Source organism: Streptomyces sp. NPDC056128 (assembly GCF_042263835.1).
Taxonomy (GTDB): Bacteria; Actinomycetota; Actinomycetes; order Streptomycetales; family Streptomycetaceae; genus Streptomyces.
In genome coordinates this window covers 15,877-36,482 of sequence record NZ_JBHJVQ010000051.1, presented here as the reverse complement: position 1 = coordinate 36,482, position 20,606 = coordinate 15,877, and the positions used below count along the sequence as shown (strand labels likewise).

The following is a 20,606-nucleotide window of genomic DNA, read 5'->3' as shown; positions in this document are numbered from 1 at the left end:
TGCGTGGGGGGGGGGGGGGGGGGTGGTGGGGGGGCCGGTTGCCCGCGCGGGGGGGGGGGGGGGCGCCCCCCCCCCCCCCCGCGGGGGAGCGCTTCCTCCTCGTCCGGCTCTTCGTCCGTCTCCTCGTCCGGCGTGAGGACGTCGCGCACCTTGTCGGTCAGCGAGCGCGCCGTCCGCTTGGCGCCCGCCTTCCCGACGGACTTGGCGACCGGGCCGCCGAACAACTCGGGCACGGTCTTGGAGCGCGCGTCGTGCTCCAGGTCCAGCCGGTTGCAGGCCTCGGCGAACCGCAGGTAGGTGTCGACGCTCGCCACCACGATGCGGGCGTCCACCTTGAGGATCTCGATGCCGACCAGGGAGACGCGCACGAAGACGTCGATCACCATGCCGCGGTCGAGGATGAGTTCGAGGACGTCGTAGAGGGTTCCGGCGCGGGGCGCGCAGATGACCTCGTCGTCGTACGTGATCATGCGGTGGTCCTTCCGGTTACGCGCCTCACCGTCGGCTCACTGGTCCTGGGCGCCGCGCCGGTAGCGCGCGATCCTGCGGTACTGCACGAGGTCGCCCGCGGAGTCCAGTTCGACCTCGTAGGTGGCGAGCAGACTGGTGGTGTCCGGGATGCGGGCCACTTCCAGCACGTCCACGTTGACGATCCAGCCGTCGTCCTCGCTCCGGCACACCGCGGAGACGCCCTCCAGGTGGTGCCGGATCAGCTCGGACAGGGCGTCCGCGGCGTGCCGGGCCGCGTCCCGGGCACCGCGCACGGGACGTTCGCGGGTGGCGGTGGAGGTCGTGCGGCGCCGTCGCTCGCCAGGCTCTGTCATGCTGCCCACTCTGGCCGCGGGGCACGGCGCGCGCGTGCGGGGTTACCCCATCCGGGGCGGTGCCGGAGCCCGCCGCCTGCCGCGGGGTCGGCGGCTCAGGCGTCCGGCGCGGTGGCGGCCGGGCGGCGGCAGTGCAGGAAGAGGTGGGGTTCGGGCCGGGCGTCCGGGTGGGCGGGGGTGAACAGCGTCGCCTCCTCCGTCACCACCTCCAGACCGGCCTCCTCCGCCACGGCGGCGAGGGCCTGCGCGGTGAAGCTGGTCACGCGCACGGGCTGTCCCATGAAGACGGCGTCGACGCCCTCGACGTCCAGCGGCACGGTCGCCAGCACCAGGTGACCCCCGGGCTTCAGCACCCGCGTCAGACGCCCGATGAGCGCCGCCTGCTCCCGCCGGTCCAGCTGGAGCAGCGAGAAGTACACGCAGACGGCGTCGAACGAAGCGTCCTCGAGCGGTACGTCGTGGATGTCGGCGCACCGGAACGTGGCGTCCGGCACCTGCCGGGCCGCCAGGTCGACCATGACCGGCGAGATGTCGACGCCCAGCACGTCGTGGCCGGCGGCCGCGAGGGTCTCGGCGGTGGGGCGGCCGGTGCCGCTGCCCACGTCCAGCACCCGGCTGCCCGGCGCGAGCCGCCCGAGCAGCCACTCCAGCGAGCGCCGGTGCGTCGTCGACCCGGTGAACGCCTTCTCGTACTCGGCGCCCAGCGCGTCGAACGCGGCGGCGGGGTGCGGCCGGTGCTGGTCGTCGGTCACGACGGGTCCCTTCGCTGCGCTGAGCCGGTGCCGTCCGCATCGTTCCACCGGGACCGAGCCGCCGACAAGGACCCCTACGGCCGGCCGGTGCCGGCGGCACCCAGGTCGTCGGAGCGGCCGGCGTCGATGCGTGGCCAGTGTGCTGTGGGGCGTCCACCCTGCTCGTCCCGGAGCGGCCGCCAGTCCGGGGCCCCGCTGAGAGTCCGCGTGGCCTGCCCGAGGCGCGGCCGGCCCGCCGGTGAGTCCTCCCATGCCTCCTGGCGCCCGAACGCCGTGAGGTCCATGAGCGCGTAGCTGTAGTCCACCGCCTCCGCCCCACGGCGTCTGGTCCAGTACGTCTCGAAGACACGGTCGCCGTCGCGCAGGTAGCACACCAGGTGGAACAGGCCCAGCTCCCGGCCGACCAGCAGCGTCTCGAGCGAGGGCTGGGCGGAGTACCACGGCATCGTCCAGCCCATGAAGGCGCGGTAGCGCAGGCTCTCCTCGTACGACGTCTGCGCGTCCGCGAAGCCGTAGGCGGTGTTCCGCCCCTGGGAGAACACGGCGAAGGTGATGTCGCGGGAGTGGAGATAGGCCAGCTCACCCACGTGGCTCATCACCCAGGTACAGCCTTCGCACTGCTCGGCAGCCGGCCGCCCGGGCCACCACATGAAGTAGTAGGCGATCATCTGGCGTCGCCCCTCGAACGCGTCCAGGAGCGTCACGGGGCCGTCCGGTCCCAGCAGAGGGCTGTCCGCGGCCACCTCGACCATCGGGAGCCTGCGGCGCGCGGCGGCGATCGCGTCCCCTTCGCGGGTATGCGCCTTCTCCCTGGACCGCAACCCCTCCAACCGCTGCTCGAAGGTCGCGCGGTCGACCACTGGCGGATGTGTCTCGCTCGGTTTCTCGGACATCAGCGGCTCCTGGGATCACTCGTGGTGGCGTTCCGTTCGTGCATCGCTGTCTCTGCCCTTTCCATCCTCCTGCCGCTGCCGTCCGATGCCCAAGCCGCTCGATCAGACCACCAGGCGCGGCCGCCGTAGGATCGCGGTGGGCGGGCCGTCCTCGCGCCGAAGATGTTGCCCGTCAGGTGGCACGACGGTTGACCTGTGGAGGTATCGGCACCGTGGACGAGCGACACCGGCTCAGCGGCGACTCCCTCGACGAAGCGGCGAACGCGTTCGAGCGACTGCGTCCGCAGCTGTTCGGTATCGCCTACCGCATCCTGGGCAGCGTGTCCGAGGCCGAGGACGTGGTGCAGGACGTGTGGCCGCGCTGGCAGGGTGCCGACCGGAGCGCGGTGCGGGATCCCGGCGCGTTCCTGGCGAAGATCACCACCCGCCTGGCGATCAACGTGGCTCAGTCGGCGCGGGTTCGCCGTGAGGCGTACGTGGGGCCGTGGCTGCCGGAGCCCGTGGACACGAGTGTGGACCCGCAGGTCGGCGCGGAGCGCGACGAGGCGCTGGAGGTGGCTGTGCTGCTGGTCCTGCAGAAGCTGAACCCCGTGGAACGGGCGGCCTACGTGCTTCGGGAGGCATTCGGCTACGCCTACGACGAGATCGCGGACACGCTCCAGCTGAGCCAGGCCAATACGCGGCAGGTCGTCAGCCGGGCCCGCAAGCGCTTGTCCGCCGAGCGCCGGGAACCCGTCGAGACGTCCCAGCACCGACGCCTGGTGGAGGCCTTCGTCGCCGCCGCGCGGCACGGCGACGTCGCCGCGCTCGAGAGCGTGCTGTCGGCGGACGTCGTCGCCTACGCCGACGGGAACGGCATGCGCGGTGCGGCACGGGTGGAGATCGTGGGAGCGGAGCGCGTGGCCAGGGTCAGCGCCTTCGCGAAGAAGTTCTTCCCCGGGGCGGAGTACGGCGTGGCCGAGGCGAACGGCCGGCCCGGCCTGCTGCTCGTCCAGGACGGGGTCACGGTCGCTCTGGTGAGCGTGACCGTCGGACCGGACGGTGTGGACGGGCTGTACTGGGTCCTGGCGCCCGAGAAGCTGAGGGCCTACGAGCGGTCGGCTCGCAGACCCCCGGGACGCCCGTAGTCGCTCTGACGACGGGGGCCGCTCAGCCCTGCTTCAGCCACTCCTCGTAGCGGGTGGCCGCGAGGTGGGCCGTGTCGTCGCCGATGAGAACCCCGTCGGGCATGCCCGCGAACGGGCTCGCGGCCTCGTCGGTGACGACGGAGCGGCCGTCCGGCTTCGCCGCCAGGGTGATCTCACCGAGCCGGTCGAGCCGCTCGACCTCGGGGCCCGCCACATTGCGCACGCCGTACGACGGTTCGCCGAGCGCCGCGTCGGCGACGGCGGCGGCGACATCGGCGGAGGCCATCGGGCGCAGCCGCAGGGACGGCAGGTGCACCTCCGTGCCCTCGCTGGTCATGTCCATCACCGGGGCGATGAACTCGAAGAACTGGGTGGCGCGCACGATGCTGTAGGGAACGCCGCTGTTCCGCACGGCTTCCTCCTGGGCGACCTTGGCCCGGTAGTAGCCGTAGTCGGGCACCTGGTCGACGCCGACGATGGAGAGCACGACGTGGTGGCGGACACCCGCCTCCTTTTCGGCCTCGGTCAGGTTCCGCTCCGAACGGGTGAAGAACTCCAGCGCCGGCTCCGGATCGAAGGAGGGGGAGTTCGGCACGTCCACGACCACGTCCGCGCCCGCGAGAGCCTGTGCCAGACCCTCGCCGGTGAGGATGTCGACGCCCGTGGAGGGAGCGGCCGCCACGGCCTCGTGACCCCTGCCGCGCAGCAGCGCGACCACCTGCGAGCCGATGAGCCCGGTACCGCCGACAATCACGATCTTCATCACTGTCTCCGTTCGTTGATTGGACGCACATCAACAAGACAGGGCAGCGGCCGGATCTGTGACAGACGAGGTCGAGTCCCCGCCCCGGCGCGCCCGTGAGGTGAGGGATTCCTGAGAATCCCCGGGACGTTTGAACGCTCCGGCCCGCTCCTCCGTATGGAGCCGGGGGCATTCCATGCCCGAGTCCGTCACGACACAGGAGCACGCCTTGGGACACAACAGGCGCAGACGCCCGACCGGGGCGCGGCGCGCGACCTTCGGAGCGGTCGCGCTGATACTGGGGGGCGGCGGTCTGGTGGCCGTGAACGTCTTCGCCTCCGCGACCGAATCCGGCAACACCGCCGTGCCCCTGGGCAGTTCCGGAATCGCGGCGACCGTCGACTGCCCCGACCTGACCGAGCGGCTGACCGCCGTGCCGGAACCGGCGAGGCAGGAGGTCGACACCGAACTGGCCCAGCTCGACGAGCAGATCGCCACCGCGTACCGCCAACTCCAGGAAGCCGCCCGCACCGCGGACGACGGGTCCCTCGACGAGGCGGCCATCCTCGACCCCTTGAAGGAGGACCGGGCGGCGACCATCGAGCGCATCGCCGCCGCCGTCGACAAGGCCGGGGACCGCCCCGAGGGACTGGACACGCTTGCGGAGTGCACGCTGCGCCGCACCGAGGTCGCCACGGAGCCGGCGCAGAGCGGCAGCCCGGACCAGCAGGACCAGCAGGAGCAGCAGGGCCAGGACCAGGGGCAAGAGCAGGGACAGGAGCAGCAGGGCGAGGGGCAGGGCGGCGCGGCCGGAAACGGTGGACAGGCGGGCAACGGCCCGGTGGCGGCCGACTACGTCGACATCAAGTCCGTCGAGCCGAACGTGGTGAAGGCGCCCCGCCAGAAGAGCGCCTCGAACGGCTCCTTCAGCACCAGCTGCGGTGTCAACGCCGAGGGCCTGTTCAACTCGGACAACCTCATCGCCGCGCCCGGCGTCAGCAACGGCGCCCACCACTTCCACGACTACGTCGGCAACCAGGACAACGACGCCTTCTCCAGCGACGAGGACCTGGCCGCGGCCGACACCAGCTGCGCCGACCAGGGCGACAAGTCCTCGTACTACTGGCCCGTGCTCCGGCTCCAGAACGGCACCGCCGAACAGGACGCCCAGTCACCCGGCGGCGGCATCGAGGGCAACGCCGGCGAGATCGTCACGCCGGCCGAGGTCACGCTCACGTTCGAGGGCAACGAGCGCGGCAAGGTCACGGAGATGCCGCGGCTGCTGCGCATCATCACCGGTGACGCGAAGGCGTTCGTCAACGGCAACGCCAACGCGAACGCCTCCTGGAGCTGCACCGGCTTCGAGGACCGGCAGCTGAAGGACAAGTACCCGCTCTGCCCCTCCGGCAGCGACGTGGTGCGCACCTTCACCTTCCAGAGCTGCTGGGACGGCCGCAACATCGACAGCGCCAACCACCGCACCCACATGGCCTTCGCCACCGCCGACGGCGGCTGCCCGGAGGGCTTCAAGGCGGTTCCGCGGCTGGTCCAGCGGGTCGTGTACGACGTGGACGCGCCCAGCCTCCAGGACGGCGGCCGGACGGTCCCGTTGTTCGCCGTGGACTCCTTCCCGGAGCAGCTGCACAAGCCGGTCACCGACCACAGCGACTTCATCAACGTCTTCGACGAGGACCTGATGCGGGAGATGACCGACTGCATCAACTCCGGCCGCGAGTGCGGTGCGGACACGCCTCCGCCGGGCTCCGACCCGGGCCAGGGCGAGGACCCCGGCGCCTCCGAGGCACCGGACGACGGCAAGGGCGAGGAGCAGCCCGGCGGCGACGGCGGCGAGCAGACCACCGCGCCCCCGGCCGAGCAGACCGCCACGGCCTCGGCACCCGCCGAATCCGGCCAGGAGGGCGGCCAGGACGGTCAGGACGGTCAGGACGGCCGCGACGAGCAGAACGGCGGCGGGAACGACGGGAAGGCCCCCGGCCAGGACGACGGGCAGAAGGAGGAGCAGAACCAGGAGCAGAACCAGGGGCAGAACGGCCGACAGGACAACGGCCAGGACAACGGACAGGACGAGGGGCAGAACGACGCGGAGCAGTCCGCACCCCCGGCCGCCGGCCAGGACGCCGACGCTTCCCCGAGCGCCGCGCCCAAGGCCGCCACGACACCGGCCGACGCCCCGGACGACGCGGGCAGCGCCGTGCCGGCCCCCGAGGCCACTCAGGGCAACGGCGGCGGCGCTGCCGCACCGCAGCCGCAGGCGCAGGGCGGACTCGCCGAGACCGGCTCCGGCCTCGGCCTGTGGCCCGCCGCGGTCGGCGGCGTCCTCTTCGCGGGCGGCTGCGTGCTGCTGATCCGCTCCAGGCGGCGCGCGCTCTGACGCGGACTCCGGCACCGGTATGACGACGGGCGGGCGGGACCTTCTCCCGCCCGCCCGTCGCGCGAACTGGCTCGTTTCGGATGTTGCCAAGCGGTTCACGTGGGCGCAGCCTGGACTCCGCGAGGCGTTGGGAGCGCTCCCACCAGTACGCCTCCCTGCGCCTCCCTGCCTGGACACTGTCCCCCCACGGAAGAAGGCACCATGACTTGTCATGATCACGACATTCCAGTGAATCCGGTGAAACGGATCCGCCGCACAACGACCCTCGCCCTCAGCGCCCTGACCGCGGTCCTCCTCACCCTGATCCCGTGGAGCGGCACCGCGTTCGCCCACGGCTCGGTCGTCGACCCCGCCTCCCGCAACTACGGCTGCTGGGACCGCTGGGGCGACGACTTCCAGAACCCCGCCATGGCGCAGGAAGACCCCATGTGCTGGCAGGCCTGGCAGGACGACCCCAACGCCATGTGGAACTGGAACGGCCTCTACCGCAACGGCTCCGCCGGCGACTTCCAGGCCGTCGTCCCCGACGGTCAGCTGTGCAGCGGGGGCCGGACCGAGAGCGGACGCTACAACTCCCTGGACACCGTGGGCGCGTGGCAGACCACGGACGTCACCGACGACTTCACCGTCAAGCTGTACGACCAGGCCAGCCACGGCGCCGACTACTTCCTGGTCTACGTCACCCGGCAGGGCTTCGACCCCGCCACGCAGGCCCTGACCTGGGGCGACCTCCAGCAGGTGGCGCGTACGGGCAGCTACGCGCCCAGCCAGAACTACGAGATCCCGGTGAGCACGTCGGGCCTGAGCGGCCGGCACGTCGTCTACACGATCTGGCAGGCGTCGCACATGGACCAGACGTACTTCCTCTGCAGTGACGTGGACTTCGGCTGATCGCGCCACCGCCGGTCCCCCCCCACCCCCGCCGGGCGCGCGCCGCGTCCGGCGGGGACACCGCGCGCCGCGACCTCCCGCGCAGTACCCCGCGGCCGTCCCGGAGTGCGGTATACGTCCGTGCATGGACTACTACGACCTCGGCGTCCACGGCCGACCCGTGACCACCTCGTCGCCCGAGGCCCAGCGGTGGTTCGACCGCGGGCTGGTGTGGACGTACGCCTTCCACCACGAGGAGGCCGTCGCGTGCTTCGAGAAGGCGGCGGCGGCCGACCCGGACTGCGCCATGGCCCACTGGGGCATCGCCTACGCCCTCGGCCCCAACTACAACAAGCCCTGGGAGGCCTTCGACGCCGAGGAACTGACCCGGACCGTCGACCGCACCCACGCCGCCGTCGAACTCGCCCACGACAAGGCGGGCCGGGCCACCCCGGTCGAACGCGCCCTCATCGGCGCCCTGCGCGCCCGCTACCCGCAGGCGCGCGCGGTCGAGGACTGCTCGGTCTGGAACGCGCCGTACGCCGACAGCATGCGCGCCGTGTACGACCTGGCCCCCGACGACCTCGACGTGGCCACCCTCTACGCCGACGCCCTGATGAACCTGACGCCCTGGCAGCTGTGGGACCTGCGCACAGGGCTGCCCGCCGAGGGGGCCCGCACCCTGGCGGCGAAGGAGGTCCTCGACCGGGCCCTGGCCGCCGACGGGGGACTCGAACACCCCGGCGTCCTGCACCTCTTCATCCACCTGATGGAGATGTCACCGACCCCCGAGGCGGCCCTCTCGGTCGCCGACCGGCTGCGCGGCCTGGTCCCCGACGCGGGACACCTCCTCCACATGCCGTCGCACCTCGAAGTGCTGTGCGGCGACTACCGGCGCGTGGTGTCGGACAACAGCGCCGCCATCGCCGCCGACGAGAAGTACCGCGCGCGGGCCGGGGCGATGAACTTCTACGCCCTCTACCGCACGCACAACTACCACTTCAGGATCTACGGCGCGATGTTCCTGGGCCGGTACGACATCGCCCTCGACACCGCCGTCCGGCTGGAGGCGTCCGTTCCCGAGGAACTGCTGCGCGTGCAGAGCCCCCCCATGGCCGACTGGCTGGAGGGCTTCCTGGCCATGCGGGTGCACGTCCTGATCCGCTTCGGCCGCTGGGCCGACATCCTCGCCCTGCCGCTGCCCGCCGATCCGCGCCTGTACTGCGTGACCACCGCGATGCTGCACTACGCCCGCGGCGTCGCCCTCTCGGCCACCGGTCGGGTCGCCGAGGCGGAGGCGGAACGCGCCCTGTTCCGCGACGCGGTCGCCCGCGTGCCGGACTCCCGCATGCTGTTCAACAACACCTGCGCCGACATCCTCGCCATCGCCTCCGCCATGCTCGACGGCGAGCTGGAGTACCGCAAGGGCGACCACATCGCCGCCTTCGCCGCCCTGGAACGCTCGATCGGCCTGGACGACAATCTCCCCTACGACGAGCCGTGGGGCTGGATGCAGCCCACCCGGCACGCGTACGGCGCCCTGCTCCTGGAACAGGACCGGGTCGCCGAGGCCGAGGCGGTCTACCGGGCCGACCTGGGCCTCGACGACACCCTGCCCCGCGCCCTCCAGCACCCGGGTAACGTCTGGGCGCTGCACGGACTCCACGAGTGCCTGGTGCGGCTGGACCGGGCGGGGGAGGCGCGGATCGTGGCGCAGCAGCTGAGGCTCGCCGCCGCCCTCGCGGACGTACCGGTCGAGGCGTCCTGCTTCTGCCGCCTCGACACCGCGCCGGCCCCCGGTGGGGCGGGCGGCTGCTGCGCCACGGACCGGTGACCGGGCCGGAACCGGGGGCGGGTCAGATGTTGACGCCGAAGTCCGCGGCGATGCCCGCGAGGCCGGAGGCGTAACCCTGCCCGACCGCACGGAACTTCCACTCGGCGCCGTGCCGGTACAGCTCGCCGAAGACCATGGCGGTCTCGGTCGACGCGTCCTCGGACAGGTCGTAAGCGGGCGATCTCCTGGCTGCCCGCCTGGTTGACGACCCGGATGAAGGCGTTGCGGACCTGGCCGAAGCTCTGGCCGCGGTTCTCCGCGTCGTGGATGGAGACCGGGAAGACGATCCTCACCGGTCAGGTTGTCGCCGGTGTGCTCGACCGAGCCGTCCGGGCTGGTGAGGTTGTTGTAGAAGACGAAGTGCCCGTCCGGGAGCACCTTGCCGGCGGCGTCCAGGAGCAGCGCCGAGGCGTCGAGGTCGTAGTCGGTGCCGGTCGTGGTGCGCCCGTCCCAGCCCAGACCGACCAGCACGGCGGTCTCCTTCGTCGTGCCGACTGCGCGCCCACCGTTCAGTCTACGAAACTGTGGAAACTGGGCTTCTATACGATGGCCGTCGCACAGAGCGCACAGCGGCGGAAGGAGGCGGCCCGTGACGGATCACCGGCGGTCGCGGCGGCGGGGCCAGGGCGAGCTGGAGGCCCTGGTGCTGACGGCGCTGCGCGAGGCGGAGGGCCCCGCGACGGCCGGCTGGGTGCAGGAGCGCCTGGGCGGCGACCTCGCCTACACCACGGTGATCACGATCCTGACCCGGCTGCTGGAGAAGGGCGCCGTCAGCCGCGAGCGGGCGGGCCGGTCCTTCGCCTGGACACCCGCGGACCAGGCCGGTCTTGCCGCGCGCAGGATGCGCAAGGTCCTGGACGCCGAGAGCGACCGGGAGGCGGTGCTGGCCAGCTTCGTCACCGGCCTCGACCCGGACGACGAGCGGCTGCTGCGCGACCTGCTCGGACACACGCACGGCGCCGAGGACGGCTGACACCGGCATGGGAGTCTTCGTCTTCCTGCCCCTGGTCCTGCCGCTGACGGCATGGCCCGTCGCCCGGCTGGCCGAGCAGCGCCTGCACCCGCGCACCGCGACCAGGCTGCTCACCGCCGTCGCCGCCGTCATGGCGCTGTGCAGCACCGTGTGCCTGGCGCTGGTGATGGTGGTCGGCACCGCGCAACTGCCCGGCAACCCGCTGCCCGACGGCTGGTCGGACCCCGAGGTGCGGGCGGCGGTGCCCTACGACGAGGTCGTCGGCAAGGCGGCGATTCCCGCGCTGTGCGCCGTACTCCTGGTCTCGGCCCGAGCACTGTGGCGGCACGGCCGGGTACGCCGCCGGGCCCACCGCGCCCTCGCCGGACTGCGGGGCACCGGCGTGGCCGTACTGCCGGACGACGTGCCCTACGCGTACGCGCTGCCCGGCGGACGCCGGGACCGGGTGGTGGTCACCACCGCGCTGCTCGACTGCCTCGAACCGGCCGAGCGGCGCGCGCTGTTCGCCCACGAGCGGGCCCACCTCGCCGCCCGCCACCACCGCTTCCTGCTGGCCGTCCGGCTCGCCGCGCTGGCCAACCCGTTCCTGCGCCCCCTGCGCACCGCCGTCTCCTACACGGCCGAACGCTGGGCCGACGAGGCGGCCGCGAAGGCGGTCGGCGACCGTCGCGCCGTGGCCACCGCGATCGGCAAGGCGGCCCTCGTCTCCCGGGGCACCCCGGTCGCGACCCTGGCCGGCCTCGCGGCGCCCGGCCCCGTGCCGCGCCGGGTGGCGGCCCTGCTGGGTCCCGCGCCCGCCGTCCGCACCTGGCCCTCGCTGTTCACCTCGGTGGGACTGGCCGCGTGGGCCGCGGCCGCCGGAACGGCCGTGTCCGCGATGTCGTCGGCGAACTCCGCCGTCACCATGTTCCTCATCCTGCGGGCCGCCACCCCGCTCTGATGCTCCGTCATGTTGACGGCATCTTCCGGGGAAAGCCCCTGTTCACAGAGGTGCCCGAGAAACTTCCCCACTCGATCGGGTGATCGGCCAATCCGGAACCCGCCCGGCTCCGGATTCCCCGTGTGAGGGAAGAACCGAGACCACACCGACAGCGGACCGCCCGCCTGCGCTCGCTGCCTGCGATACGCAGGGCGGCTCGGCCCCCACGCGGATAGGAACCGCCCACCGGGCGGACAGCTCACCGAGCGGACCACCGCTCCACCTCGACGCGCACCACGCTCCACATCACTACATCAGCGCTGCCTCAGTGCTGCCGATTTGCAGGGAGATATCCATGAACGCCCGTATCCGTCGTTCCGCCGTCGCCATCGTCGCGGCCGCCGTCCTGCCCCTGTCGCTGGCCGCCTGCTCCGACGACAGTGACAGCGGCTCCTCGGACTCCGCGCAGGCCGAGTCCTCAGCCCCCGCGGCCACCGACGACAAGTCCGAGGACACCTCGGGCGGCATGTCCGGCGCCGACGAGCCGTTCGGCCCGGCCTGCTCCACCGTGCCGAAGGAGGGCGCCGGTTCGTTCGACGGCATGGCGAAGGACCCGGTCGCCACCGCTGCCTCGAACAACCCGGCCCTGTCCACGCTGGTGTCCGCGGTCAAGAAGGCCGGTCTGGTCGACACCCTCAACAACGCCGAGAACATCACGGTGTTCGCGCCGACCAACGACGCCTTCGCCAAGATCCCGAAGGCCGACCTGGACAAGGTCCTCAACGACAAGGCGATGCTCACCGACATCCTGACCTACCACGTCGTGGGCCAGAAGCTCGCCCCCAAGGACCTGGAGAACGGCTCCTTCGACACCCTGCAGAAGTCCAAGCTCACCACCTCCGGCTCGGACGAGGCCTACAAGGTCAACGACTCCGCCAACGTGGTCTGCGGCAACGTCAAGACCGCCAACGCCAACGTCTACATCATCGACAGCGTCCTGATGCCCAAGAGCTGACGCGGTCGGGCGCGTCGGCGCCGGGGGCGGGTGAGGCAGCCGCCCGCCCCCCGGTGGCGCGAGGACCCTGTGGTAGCTTGCGGAAGCCAGTCGAACCCACCTGGTGGGTCAGGGAATCCGGTGCGAATCCGGAGCTGACGCGCAGCGGTGAGGGTGACGGGCGGGACACGGGCCACTGGGCGGCGGAGGCCGCCCGGGAAGGCGTTCCGTCCGGTCGATCCCGAGTCCGAAGACCTGCTGGCACCCGCGCCGCGTACGGCGCGGGACGCACCGTACGAACGGGCTTCGCGTACGAGCCCTCGACGCCAGAGGATCCTCCTTGCCCGCCTCCTCGCGCGCAGCGCGCCCCGTCGGCCTCCGACGCCTCCCCGCCTCCCGCCGCGCCGTCCGCGGCCTGGTCCCGCTCCTGGCCGGCGCCCTGCTAGCCGCCGGCTGCGGTTCCGGGACGGACACCGGCGACGACTCCGCCGGGCCGGATCCGGCGGCCGGCTACCCGCGCACCGTCCGTGACTGCGGCCGCGAGGTCGAGGTCGCCGCGCCTCCGCAGCGCGCGGTCTCCCTCAACCAGGGGACCACCGAGATCCTGCTCTCCCTCGGCCTGGCCGACCGCATGGCGGGCACCGCCACCTGGACCGACCCGGTGATGAAGGGGCTGGAGAAGGCGAACGCGGGCGTGCCCCAGCTCGCCGACGACATGCCGTCCTTCGAGACGGTCCTGGACGCCGAACCCGACTTCGTCGCCGCCTCCTTCACCTCCACCCTCGGCACCGGGGGAGTGGCCACCCCCGAGCAGTTCACCGAACTCGGCGTGCCGGCCTACCTCTCCCCGTCCGACTGCGTCGGCAAGGACAACAGCGGCGACGGCGACGGCGTCCGCAGCGAGCCCTTCACCATGGACACCGTCTACCGCGAGGTCCGCGACCTGGCCCGGGTCTTCGACGTCGAGGAGCGCGGCGAGAAGCTGGTCGCCGACCTGAAGTCCCGCGTGAAGAAGGCGACGTCCGGCATCGACGCCTCCGACGTCACCCTCATGTACTGGTTCGCCAACTCCACCTCGCCCTACATGGCCGGCTGCTGCGGCGCCCCCGGCGTAATGACCCGCGCGGTCGGGGCGAAGAACGCCATGGACGACACCCACGACGAATGGCCGCAGGTCGGCTGGGAGACCGTCGCCGACCGCGACCCCGACGTCCTCGTCCTCGGCGACCTCACCCGCAAGTCGCAGACGGCAGAGACCGCCGCGAAGAAGATCGAGTTCCTGGAGTCCGACCCCGTCACCCGGAACATGACCGCCGTCCGCGAAAAGCGGTACGTCCTGCTCAGCGGGCAGGCCATGAACCCCACCATCCGCACCGTCGAGGGCGTCGAACAGGTGGCGGCCGCGCTGCGCGAGTACGGCCTCACCAAGTGACGTCCGCGAGCCGGGCGACGTCCAAGGAACGGGCGACGTCCGAGCGCCGGGCCGCGTCCGAGGGCCGGTCGGCCTCCGGCATACGCGCGGCCGGCCGCCGTGCCTACCCCCTGTGGGCGCTGACCGGCGTCGTCGCCCTGTGCGCCTCCGTGGCCGTCGCCGTCACCATCGGACCGGCGGACATCGACGTGGCCGACGTGTGGTCCGTGATCGTCGCCCACCTCGGCGGAGGCCCCGCCGCCGCGGACGTCACCCCCATCCGCGACGGCATCGTCTGGGACCTGCGACTGCCCCGGACCCTGCTCGCCGCGGTGTGCGGCGCCGGACTCGCCGTGTGCGGTGCCGTCCTCCAGTCCCTGCTGCGCAACCCGCTCGCCGACCCCTTCGTGCTCGGCGTCTCCTCCGGCGCCTCGACCGGCGCCGTCCTGGTCGTCGTACTCGGTGTGGGCGGCGGCGCGCTGTCCGTCCCGGGCGGGGCGTTCCTCGGCGCGGTGTGCTCCTTCGCGCTGGTGATGCTGCTCAGCCACAGCCTCGGCGGCACCCCGGACCGGGTGGTTCTCGCGGGCGTGGCGGCGATGCAGCTGTTCTCCTCGCTCACCTCCTTCGTGGTGATGACCGCGGCCGACGCCGAGACCACCCGCGGGGTGCTCTTCTGGCTGCTCGGCTCGCTCGGCGGGGCCGGCTGGACGGACGTGTGGACCGGCACGGCGGTCCTGGTGCTGGTCCTCGCCGTGTGCCTCGGCCACGGCAGGACGCTGGACGCCTTCGCCTTCGGTCAGGACGCCGCGGCCACCCTCGGCGTCCACGTGGCCCGTACCCGGCTGGTCCTGCTGTGCGCCACCGCCCTGCTCACCGCCGCCCTGGTCGCCTCGGCCGGTGCCATCGGCTTCGTCGGACTGGTGCTGCCGCACGCCGTGCGGGCGCTCACCGGTCCCGGGCACGCCCGCCTCCTGCCGGTCTGCGCCCTCGCCGGAGCCGTGTTCCTGGTGTGGGTCGACACCCTGGCCCGTACCGTCCTCGCCCCCAAGGAGGTCCCGGTGGGCGTGGTGACCTCGCTGATCGGCGTACCCGCCTTCGTCCTCGTCCTGTACCGCACCCGGAGGGCACGGTGACGCTGAGCGCCGAGCGGGTCTCCCGCGCCGCCGGCGGGCGGCTGATCCTGGACGGCGTCGAACTCAGCCCCCGGCCCGGTGCCATGACCGGCCTGCTCGGCCCCAACGGGTCGGGAAAGTCCACCCTGTTGCGGCTGCTGGCCGGCGTGCTCGCCCCCACCTCCGTCGTCGTCACCCTGGACGGCCGTCCGCTGGACCGGATGGGCCGCCGCGACGTCGCCCGGCGGGTGGCCGTCGTCGAACAGCAGGCGGACACGCTGGTGGAGGTGTCGGTCCGCGACGTCGTCCGGCTCGGCCGGATCCCGCACCGCCGCGCCTGGACACCGGCGTCGGCGGCCGACGAGGAGGTGGTCGCGGACGCCCTCGCGCGCACCGGTCTTACCGCGCAGGCCGACCGGCTCTGGCACACCCTCTCCGGTGGCGAACGCCAACGCGTCCAGATCGCCCGCGCCCTGGCCCAGCAGCCACGCGAACTCCTGCTGGACGAACCCACCAACCACCTCGACATCCAGCACCAGCTGGACGTGCTGGCCCTCGTCGTCGCCCTGCCCGTCACCAGCGTCGTCGCCCTGCACGACCTCAACCTCGCCGCGATGTACTGCGACCACCTCGTCGTGCTGTCCGAGGGGCGGGTCGTGGCCCACGGCGAACCTGCGGAGGTCCTGACCGCCGCCCTGATCGCGGAGGTCTACGGCGTCCACGCCGAGGTCACCCGCACCGGCCCGGCCGCCCGCCCGCACGTCCGCTTCCTGGGCACGCTGAGGGGGTAGCGACCGCATCGCCCGCGCGACCTCGCGCGCATCACTCGCGTCCGGGACCGGGAACGCTCGTGGGTGGTTCAGGCAGCCAGTCGCGGGTCGGGTCGTACTCCAGCCATCGACTGCGACCGGCTTCCTCAGCGCACGCGGTGGCCAGGTCGTTCAGCCCCGGGGATCCGTTCCCGACGCGCCACAGCAACGACCAGGCGTACAGCGGCGTGGGATCGACCAGAGGGACGGAGCGCAGCCCCGGGACCTCCGGCAGGGGCACGTCGGCGGGCACCAGTGAGAAGCGGCGCGGGTCCGCCGCCACCTCGGCCAGGAAGTGGGCCAGCCCCAGATTGACGCTCGTGGCCGTGTTCCGGACGCCGAATCGGTCCGCGAACCGGTGGAGGAAGTCGAGCCGGTCCAGGGCGCCGGGTGCCCACAGTGTGCTGTCGCACAACTGGTCCGGCCGCAGGGCCGGTTCGGCCGCGAGCCGATGGTCCGCGCTCAGTACGGCGTCCACCGGTTCGAGACGGACGAGGCGGTGTGCCAGCCCGGCGGGCAGCGGGGGATGGACGCGGCCCAAGGCCGCGTCGATGTCACCGTGCAGCAGCGCCGTCGTCACCGACGGCAGGTCGCGCCCGTGCCCCAGGGCCAGTTCACCGGCCCGTCCGGCGACCTGGGCCAGCGTCCGCATCGGCGCGTACAGGTGCCCCCAGACGTCAACGCGCAGCGGACGTTCCGTCCCGGACACGGCCGCGACCGCGGCGTCGGCGGCGGCCACCGTCTGCCGGGCCGGAGCGAGGAAGCGCTGTCCGGCCTCGGTGAGGCGTACTCCGTTGCCGCCACGGTGGAAGAGCTCGGTGCCCAGCAGGGTTTCCAGCCGCGCGATCCTCTTGGACAGCGACTGCTGGGAGATGGCGAGCGTCCCGGCCGCCCGGCCGAAGTGCAGTTCCTCGGCGGTGCGCACGAAGGCACGTACGTGTGCCACGTCGAGATCCATGGCTCCCACCATAGGTGACAACCAAAAGTTGTCGGCTTCGCTGGTTCGTTGTTGGATCGCGGGGCGACCGAGGGGGTTGCATCCTCTCCATGCAAAGACTGATTCCGACGGGAGAAGCGGCGCGCCCGGTCGGCTTCGCCGAGGTTTCCCAGCCCGTGCCGGAGCCCGGTGAGGCCCTGATCAAAGTCGAGGCGTTCGCCCCGAACCGGGGTGAGACATTCCTTCTCGAACGCCCCCGGCCGGAGCTGCTGCCCGGCAAGGACATCGCGGGGCTGGTCGTACAGGCGGCGGCCGACGGCTCCGGCCCCGGCATCGGCAGCCGCGTGGTCGGCCACCCGGCGCAGGGCGGCTGGGCCGAGTACGCCGCTGTGCCCACGCACTCCCTCGCGGTGCTCCCGGACAGCATCGACAGCGTACGGGCGGCGGCCCTGCCCCTGGCCGGCATCACCGCTCTGCGGCTGCTGCGTACGGCCGGTTCCCTGGCCGGCCGACGGGTGCTGCTGACCGGCGCCTCGGGAGGCGTGGGCCACTACGTCACCGAGCTTGCCGTCGGTGCCGGAGCCGAGCTGACCGCGGTGACGGCCACGCCGGCGCGCGGCGAGCGGCTCGCGGAACTGGGCGCGCGGGTGGTGCACGAGGTCGCGGCGGCTCAGGGGCCGTTCGATGTCGTGCTGGAGTCCACGGGTGGGCCCGATCTGCCCCTCGCCCTGTCGAAGGTGCGCCCGGGCGGCCTGCTCATCTGGTTCGGCCAGGCGAGCCGTACCCCCGTGACCCTCGACTTCTTCCAGCTCCTCGGCGGGCCCGAGCGCGTGACGATCCAGCACTTCCACTACGCCGGCGCCCCGTACGCCCGCGACCTCTCGGCACTGGTGAGCCTCGTGGAACAGGGCCGGCTGCACCCGGAGATCGGCCGCGTCACCGACTGGACCCAGACCGCCGACACCCTGGTCGACCTGAGAGAGCGCCGGATTCGCGGCAAGGCCGTCCTGCTGACCGGAGGAGCACGATGAGCAGCACCGAGTTCGCCGCCGCCCAGTGGACCCGTGCCATCGGTGCGGGCGTGGACCCTCACGAGTACCGGCGGGTCACCGAAGGCCTCACCTCCATCGCCGACTGGGGGCCGTCCTGCATGCGCACCGGACTGGGCTACCTCCAGCACGCGGACGACGCGGGATCAACCCGCTCGGCGGGTGAGTACCTGCTGGTGGCGGCCCGGTGGTTCCACCTCGCCACCCTGGCGCCCTACGAGGAAGCGCATCGTGCCGCCGCCAGGGCGGATCTCGCCCTGAGCAGAGCTCTCACCCTGCTGGAGCCCGGTGCGCGGCGGGTGAGCGGTGAGGGATTCACCGGCTGGCTGCGCGGCCCCTCCGACGCGCCGGGGACCGTGGTCGTCGTCCCCGGCCTGGACTCGGCCAAGGAGGAGTTCCTCGATCTCGCGTCCGCGCTCCTTGCCAGAGGGCTGGCGGTGTTCGCGATGGACGGCCCCGGCCAAGGCGCGCTCGCGGCCGCCACGACGTTCGTGCCGGACTACGAGCGGGTCGTGGGCCGGGTCATCGACGCCCTCGGCGTGGCACGCGTCGGGCTCGTCGGGATGAGTCTGGGCGGCTACTTCGCGGCCCGGGCCGCGGCGCTGGAGCCCCGGGTGGCCGCCGTCGCCACCGTCAGCGGTCCCTTCCGCCTCGACTGGGAGGAACTCCCCCCGCCTGTACGAGACATCATGGCCAGTCGAGCGGGAGGAGCCGACGCTGCCCACTCGTTCGCCGACAACGTCGACCTGACCGCCCTGGCACCCCGCATCGCGGCCCCGCTGCTGGTCGTGGACGGCGGCCAGGACGTCATCCCCGGCGTGACGAACGGCGAGCCCCTGGCCCGTCTGGCGCCGCAGGGCACCTACGTGTCCGTCCCGCACGGCGACCACCTCCTCGGCAACGCCCGCCCGGAGTGGCTGCCCCGGCTCAGCGACCACCTCACGCACACATTGACGGGAACGCCGGCATGAACCGTTTCACCGGGAAGACCGTCCTCGTCACCGGCGGTACCAGCGGCATGGGTCTGGCGACGGCGCACCGCCTGGTCGCCGAAGGCGCCCACGTCATCGTCACCGGCCGCACCCGCGCACGGGTGGACTCCGCCGTCCACCGGATCGGCCCCCATGCCTCGGGGATCGTGGCCGACGCCGCCGACCTCGGCGCGGTGGACACGCTGATGGAAACCGTCCGGGACCGTCACGGCCGGCTGGACGCCCTCTTCGCGAACGCCGGCACCGGCACCTTCCTGCCGTTCGAGAACATCACCGAGCCGGACTTCGACCATGCCGTCGACGTCAACTTCAAGGGCGTGTTCTTCACCGTCCAGAAGGCGCTGCCGCTGCTGGCAGACGGAGGCTCGATCGTCATCAACGCCTCCTGGACCCTCCACCGGGGCAACAGTGTCCTGACCCTCTACTCGGCGACCAAGGCCGCCGTGCACAACCTGGCCCGGACGCTCGCCGCCTCACTCGCCCCGCGAGGCATCCGCGTCAACTCCGTCAGCCCCGGCTACATCGACACCCCGATGTACCCGGCCGACGCGCTGACCACAGCGGAGGCGGAGGCGGTCACCGGTCGGATCGTCGCCGGCCGCTTCGGGCGCCCGGAAGAGGTGGCCGCGGCGGTGGCGTTCCTCGCCTCGGGCGACGCGTCCTATGTCAACGGCCAGGATCTCGTCATCGACGGCGGGCTGATCGGTGCGGTGCCCGCCTGACCCAGGTGATCGTGCCGAGGGTCTGACGCTCACCGTCCGGCCGCCGGGGACGGCCCGGGAGCATCGTCCGGGTCGAGCTGGGTGAGCAGGTCGGCGACCGCGGTCGTCGCCGTGCGGTGCCAGTGGGTGTGGTGGCGGAGCATGGCGTGGTCGCCGCCCGGCACGAGGAGGAGGTCGGCCCGGGCGCCTGCCGTGCGGGCGCGGGAGACGTACGTGGCGGACTCCGCCGGGTCGGTGACGCGGTCGCGGCTGCCGTGCAGGACGAGCACCCGCCGGTCCCGCAGCTGGGCGACCGGCTCGCCGGGCGGCACCCACGGGGCGAGGGCCACCACACCCCGTACCTGGGCGGCCTCCGCGGCGCGCAGGGCGGCCCGGCCGCCCATGGAGTGCCCCAGCAGCACCACGGGCACCTCACCGACCAGGCGGTGCAGCTCGGTGAGCGCCCGCCGGGTGTCGTGCAGCGGATCCTCGGCCGCGCCGTTCCAGCCGCGGCTGCGGTAGCGCACCTGGCCGAGGAGTACGTCGTCGCGGTCGGTGGCCGCGTCCAGCGACCGCAGGAACGGGTGCATCCGCAACGCCGCGAGCTGCCAGGGCCGCGCGGCCCGCCGGCTGTCCGCGCGGCCACCGTGCAGGACCAGCACCGCCGCTCCCGTCCGCCGCGGCCTCCGCCGCACCCACAGCGCCCCTGCCGACGGTTCGTCCCGCACGCTCATCCGGTCCCTTCCCCTGCCCTCGCCGGTCATCGGTGATCCGTTGCCGCACCGCCCGCGGATGGGTGGACCGTCAGCACAGGTCGGCCCAGACAGTGTGCCCTCCCGGCGCCGGCCGGTCCCCCCAGTGGGCGCTGAGGGCGTCGACCAGGAAGAGCCCCCGCCCGTCCTCACCCCAGTCGAAGGCCGGGTGCCGCCAGCGTGCCCGCACCCGCCCGACGTCGAAGGCGTCGCCCGAGTCGGTGACCTCCACCCGCACCGTGCACCCGCCGTGCGCCCCGCGCCGCAGGGTCAGGGCGATCCGCACCGGCGGCCTGCCGTGCTGCTCGGCGTTGGCCAGCAGCTCCGCGACGACCAGCTCGGCGTCCGCGGCGAGCGCGCCCGTGCCCCAGGACGTGAGCCGGTCCCGGACCTCGCGGCGTACGACGTGCACCCCGTACGCGGGCCCCTGGGCCACCGGCTCATAGGTGTCGTTCATGGCTCCTCGGAACTCTTTCTCCCATTTCCTGCGCTTACCTCCCCACTGTTGATTCGTTGCCGCACG

21 protein-coding genes, 1 pseudogene and 1 riboswitch are annotated in these 20,606 nt (G+C 72.7%); of the genes and pseudogenes, 13 read left to right on the top strand and 9 right to left on the bottom strand.

The window, feature by feature from the left end; genetic code table 11:
* The 4 genes from ACFC1X_RS39750 to ACFC1X_RS39735 all read right to left on the bottom strand — a co-directional run.
* Positions 1 to 470: gas vesicle structural protein GvpA (locus tag ACFC1X_RS39750; protein WP_376364315.1), on the bottom strand; the 470-nt coding region annotated here is incomplete at its 3' end.
* 36 nt (positions 471 to 506) lie between these two features.
* Positions 507 to 824: a gas vesicle protein gene (locus ACFC1X_RS39745; RefSeq protein WP_376364312.1), complete on the bottom strand. Its 318-nt coding sequence runs from the start codon at positions 822 to 824 to the stop codon at positions 507 to 509.
* A 95-nt stretch (positions 825 to 919) separates the two neighbouring features.
* Entirely contained in the window at positions 920 to 1,576 is a 657-nt protein-coding gene (locus ACFC1X_RS39740; RefSeq protein WP_376364309.1) for a class I SAM-dependent methyltransferase, read from the bottom strand.
* Between the two features lie 74 nt (positions 1,577 to 1,650).
* The gene (locus ACFC1X_RS39735; protein WP_376364306.1) at positions 1,651 to 2,469 is read right to left on the bottom strand and encodes a DUF899 family protein; all 819 of its coding nucleotides are present in this window, start codon (positions 2,467 to 2,469) and stop codon (positions 1,651 to 1,653) included.
* A gap of 212 nt (positions 2,470 to 2,681) precedes the next feature.
* On the opposite strand from ACFC1X_RS39735, the gene sigJ reads away from it, so the two are divergent.
* Entirely contained in the window at positions 2,682 to 3,596 is a 915-nt protein-coding gene (sigJ, locus tag ACFC1X_RS39730; protein WP_376364303.1) for an RNA polymerase sigma factor SigJ, read from the top strand.
* A 22-nt stretch (positions 3,597 to 3,618) separates the two neighbouring features.
* Here sigJ and ACFC1X_RS39725 read toward each other — a convergent pair whose 3' ends face one another.
* Positions 3,619 to 4,359 carry an SDR family oxidoreductase gene (locus tag ACFC1X_RS39725; RefSeq protein ID WP_376364300.1) on the bottom strand — a complete coding sequence of 247 codons (741 nt, stop codon included), beginning with the start codon at positions 4,357 to 4,359 and terminating at the stop codon, positions 3,619 to 3,621.
* Positions 4,360 to 4,534: 175 nt separating this feature from the next.
* On the opposite strand from ACFC1X_RS39725, the gene ACFC1X_RS39720 reads away from it, so the two are divergent.
* The 3 genes from ACFC1X_RS39720 (at position 4,535) to ACFC1X_RS39710 (ending at position 9,434) form a co-directional block, all read left to right on the top strand.
* Positions 4,535 to 6,730 (top strand): DUF1996 domain-containing protein, encoded by a 2,196-nt coding sequence (locus ACFC1X_RS39720; protein ID WP_376364297.1) that lies wholly within the window; start codon positions 4,535 to 4,537, stop codon positions 6,728 to 6,730.
* A 201-nt stretch (positions 6,731 to 6,931) separates the two neighbouring features.
* Positions 6,932 to 7,621 carry a lytic polysaccharide monooxygenase gene (locus ACFC1X_RS39715; protein WP_376364294.1) on the top strand — a complete coding sequence of 230 codons (690 nt, stop codon included), beginning with the start codon at positions 6,932 to 6,934 and terminating at the stop codon, positions 7,619 to 7,621.
* A gap of 124 nt (positions 7,622 to 7,745) precedes the next feature.
* Positions 7,746 to 9,434, top strand: a complete 1,689-nt coding sequence (locus tag ACFC1X_RS39710; protein ID WP_376364292.1) for a hypothetical protein — start codon at positions 7,746 to 7,748, stop codon at positions 9,432 to 9,434.
* 22 nt (positions 9,435 to 9,456) lie between these two features.
* Here ACFC1X_RS39710 and ACFC1X_RS39705 read toward each other — a convergent pair.
* Positions 9,457 to 9,947: pseudogene (locus tag ACFC1X_RS39705) on the bottom strand (TerD family protein).
* A gap of 76 nt (positions 9,948 to 10,023) precedes the next feature.
* Between ACFC1X_RS39705 and ACFC1X_RS39700 the strand changes: the two are divergent.
* From ACFC1X_RS39700 to ACFC1X_RS39675, 6 genes are all read left to right on the top strand, one after another.
* Positions 10,024 to 10,407 (top strand): BlaI/MecI/CopY family transcriptional regulator, encoded by a 384-nt coding sequence (locus ACFC1X_RS39700; RefSeq protein WP_376364289.1) that lies wholly within the window; start codon positions 10,024 to 10,026, stop codon positions 10,405 to 10,407.
* Between the two features lie 7 nt (positions 10,408 to 10,414).
* Entirely contained in the window at positions 10,415 to 11,347 is a 933-nt protein-coding gene (locus tag ACFC1X_RS39695) for a M56 family metallopeptidase (RefSeq protein ID WP_376364286.1), read from the top strand.
* Positions 11,348 to 11,681: 334 nt separating this feature from the next.
* The gene (locus ACFC1X_RS39690) at positions 11,682 to 12,341 is read left to right on the top strand and encodes a fasciclin domain-containing protein (RefSeq protein WP_376364284.1); all 660 of its coding nucleotides are present in this window, start codon (positions 11,682 to 11,684) and stop codon (positions 12,339 to 12,341) included.
* A gap of 70 nt (positions 12,342 to 12,411) precedes the next feature.
* A riboswitch (cobalamin riboswitch) is annotated at positions 12,412 to 12,598 on the top strand.
* Positions 12,599 to 12,660: 62 nt separating this feature from the next.
* On the top strand, positions 12,661 to 13,752 hold the full coding sequence (locus tag ACFC1X_RS39685) for an ABC transporter substrate-binding protein (RefSeq protein WP_376364281.1): 1,092 nt from the start codon (positions 12,661 to 12,663) through the stop codon (positions 13,750 to 13,752).
* An 80-nt stretch (positions 13,753 to 13,832) separates the two neighbouring features.
* Positions 13,833 to 14,864 carry a FecCD family ABC transporter permease gene (locus tag ACFC1X_RS39680; protein ID WP_376364318.1) on the top strand — a complete coding sequence of 344 codons (1,032 nt, stop codon included), beginning with the start codon at positions 13,833 to 13,835 and terminating at the stop codon, positions 14,862 to 14,864.
* Positions 14,861 to 15,634, top strand: a complete 774-nt coding sequence (locus tag ACFC1X_RS39675) for an ABC transporter ATP-binding protein (protein WP_376364278.1) — start codon at positions 14,861 to 14,863, stop codon at positions 15,632 to 15,634. Before ACFC1X_RS39680 ends, ACFC1X_RS39675 begins: the two co-directional genes overlap by 4 nt.
* Before the next feature lie 31 nt (positions 15,635 to 15,665).
* On the opposite strand, the gene ACFC1X_RS39670 is transcribed toward ACFC1X_RS39675, so the two are convergent.
* On the bottom strand, positions 15,666 to 16,610 hold the full coding sequence (locus tag ACFC1X_RS39670) for a LysR family transcriptional regulator (RefSeq protein ID WP_376364275.1): 945 nt from the start codon (positions 16,608 to 16,610) through the stop codon (positions 15,666 to 15,668).
* 89 nt (positions 16,611 to 16,699) lie between these two features.
* Between ACFC1X_RS39670 and ACFC1X_RS39665 the strand changes: the two genes are divergently transcribed.
* The 3 genes from ACFC1X_RS39665 to ACFC1X_RS39655 are packed head-to-tail and all read left to right on the top strand — an operon-like array spanning position 16,700 to position 19,352.
* Positions 16,700 to 17,620 (top strand): zinc-binding dehydrogenase, encoded by a 921-nt coding sequence (locus ACFC1X_RS39665; RefSeq protein WP_376364272.1) that lies wholly within the window; start codon positions 16,700 to 16,702, stop codon positions 17,618 to 17,620.
* Positions 17,617 to 18,609 carry an alpha/beta hydrolase family protein gene (locus tag ACFC1X_RS39660; protein WP_376364269.1) on the top strand — a complete coding sequence of 331 codons (993 nt, stop codon included), beginning with the start codon at positions 17,617 to 17,619 and terminating at the stop codon, positions 18,607 to 18,609. Before ACFC1X_RS39665 ends, ACFC1X_RS39660 begins: the two co-directional genes overlap by 4 nt.
* Positions 18,606 to 19,352 (top strand): SDR family NAD(P)-dependent oxidoreductase, encoded by a 747-nt coding sequence (locus ACFC1X_RS39655; RefSeq protein ID WP_376364266.1) that lies wholly within the window; start codon positions 18,606 to 18,608, stop codon positions 19,350 to 19,352. The genes ACFC1X_RS39660 and ACFC1X_RS39655 overlap by 4 nt, the downstream gene beginning before the upstream one ends.
* Before the next feature lie 29 nt (positions 19,353 to 19,381).
* On the opposite strand, the gene ACFC1X_RS39650 is transcribed toward ACFC1X_RS39655, so the two are convergent.
* On the bottom strand, positions 19,382 to 20,065 hold the full coding sequence (locus tag ACFC1X_RS39650; protein WP_376364263.1) for an alpha/beta hydrolase: 684 nt from the start codon (positions 20,063 to 20,065) through the stop codon (positions 19,382 to 19,384).
* A 70-nt stretch (positions 20,066 to 20,135) separates the two neighbouring features.
* Positions 20,136 to 20,540 carry an ATP-binding protein gene (locus ACFC1X_RS39645; RefSeq protein ID WP_376364260.1) on the bottom strand — a complete coding sequence of 135 codons (405 nt, stop codon included), beginning with the start codon at positions 20,538 to 20,540 and terminating at the stop codon, positions 20,136 to 20,138.
* Between the last annotated feature and the right edge of the window lie 66 nt (positions 20,541 to 20,606).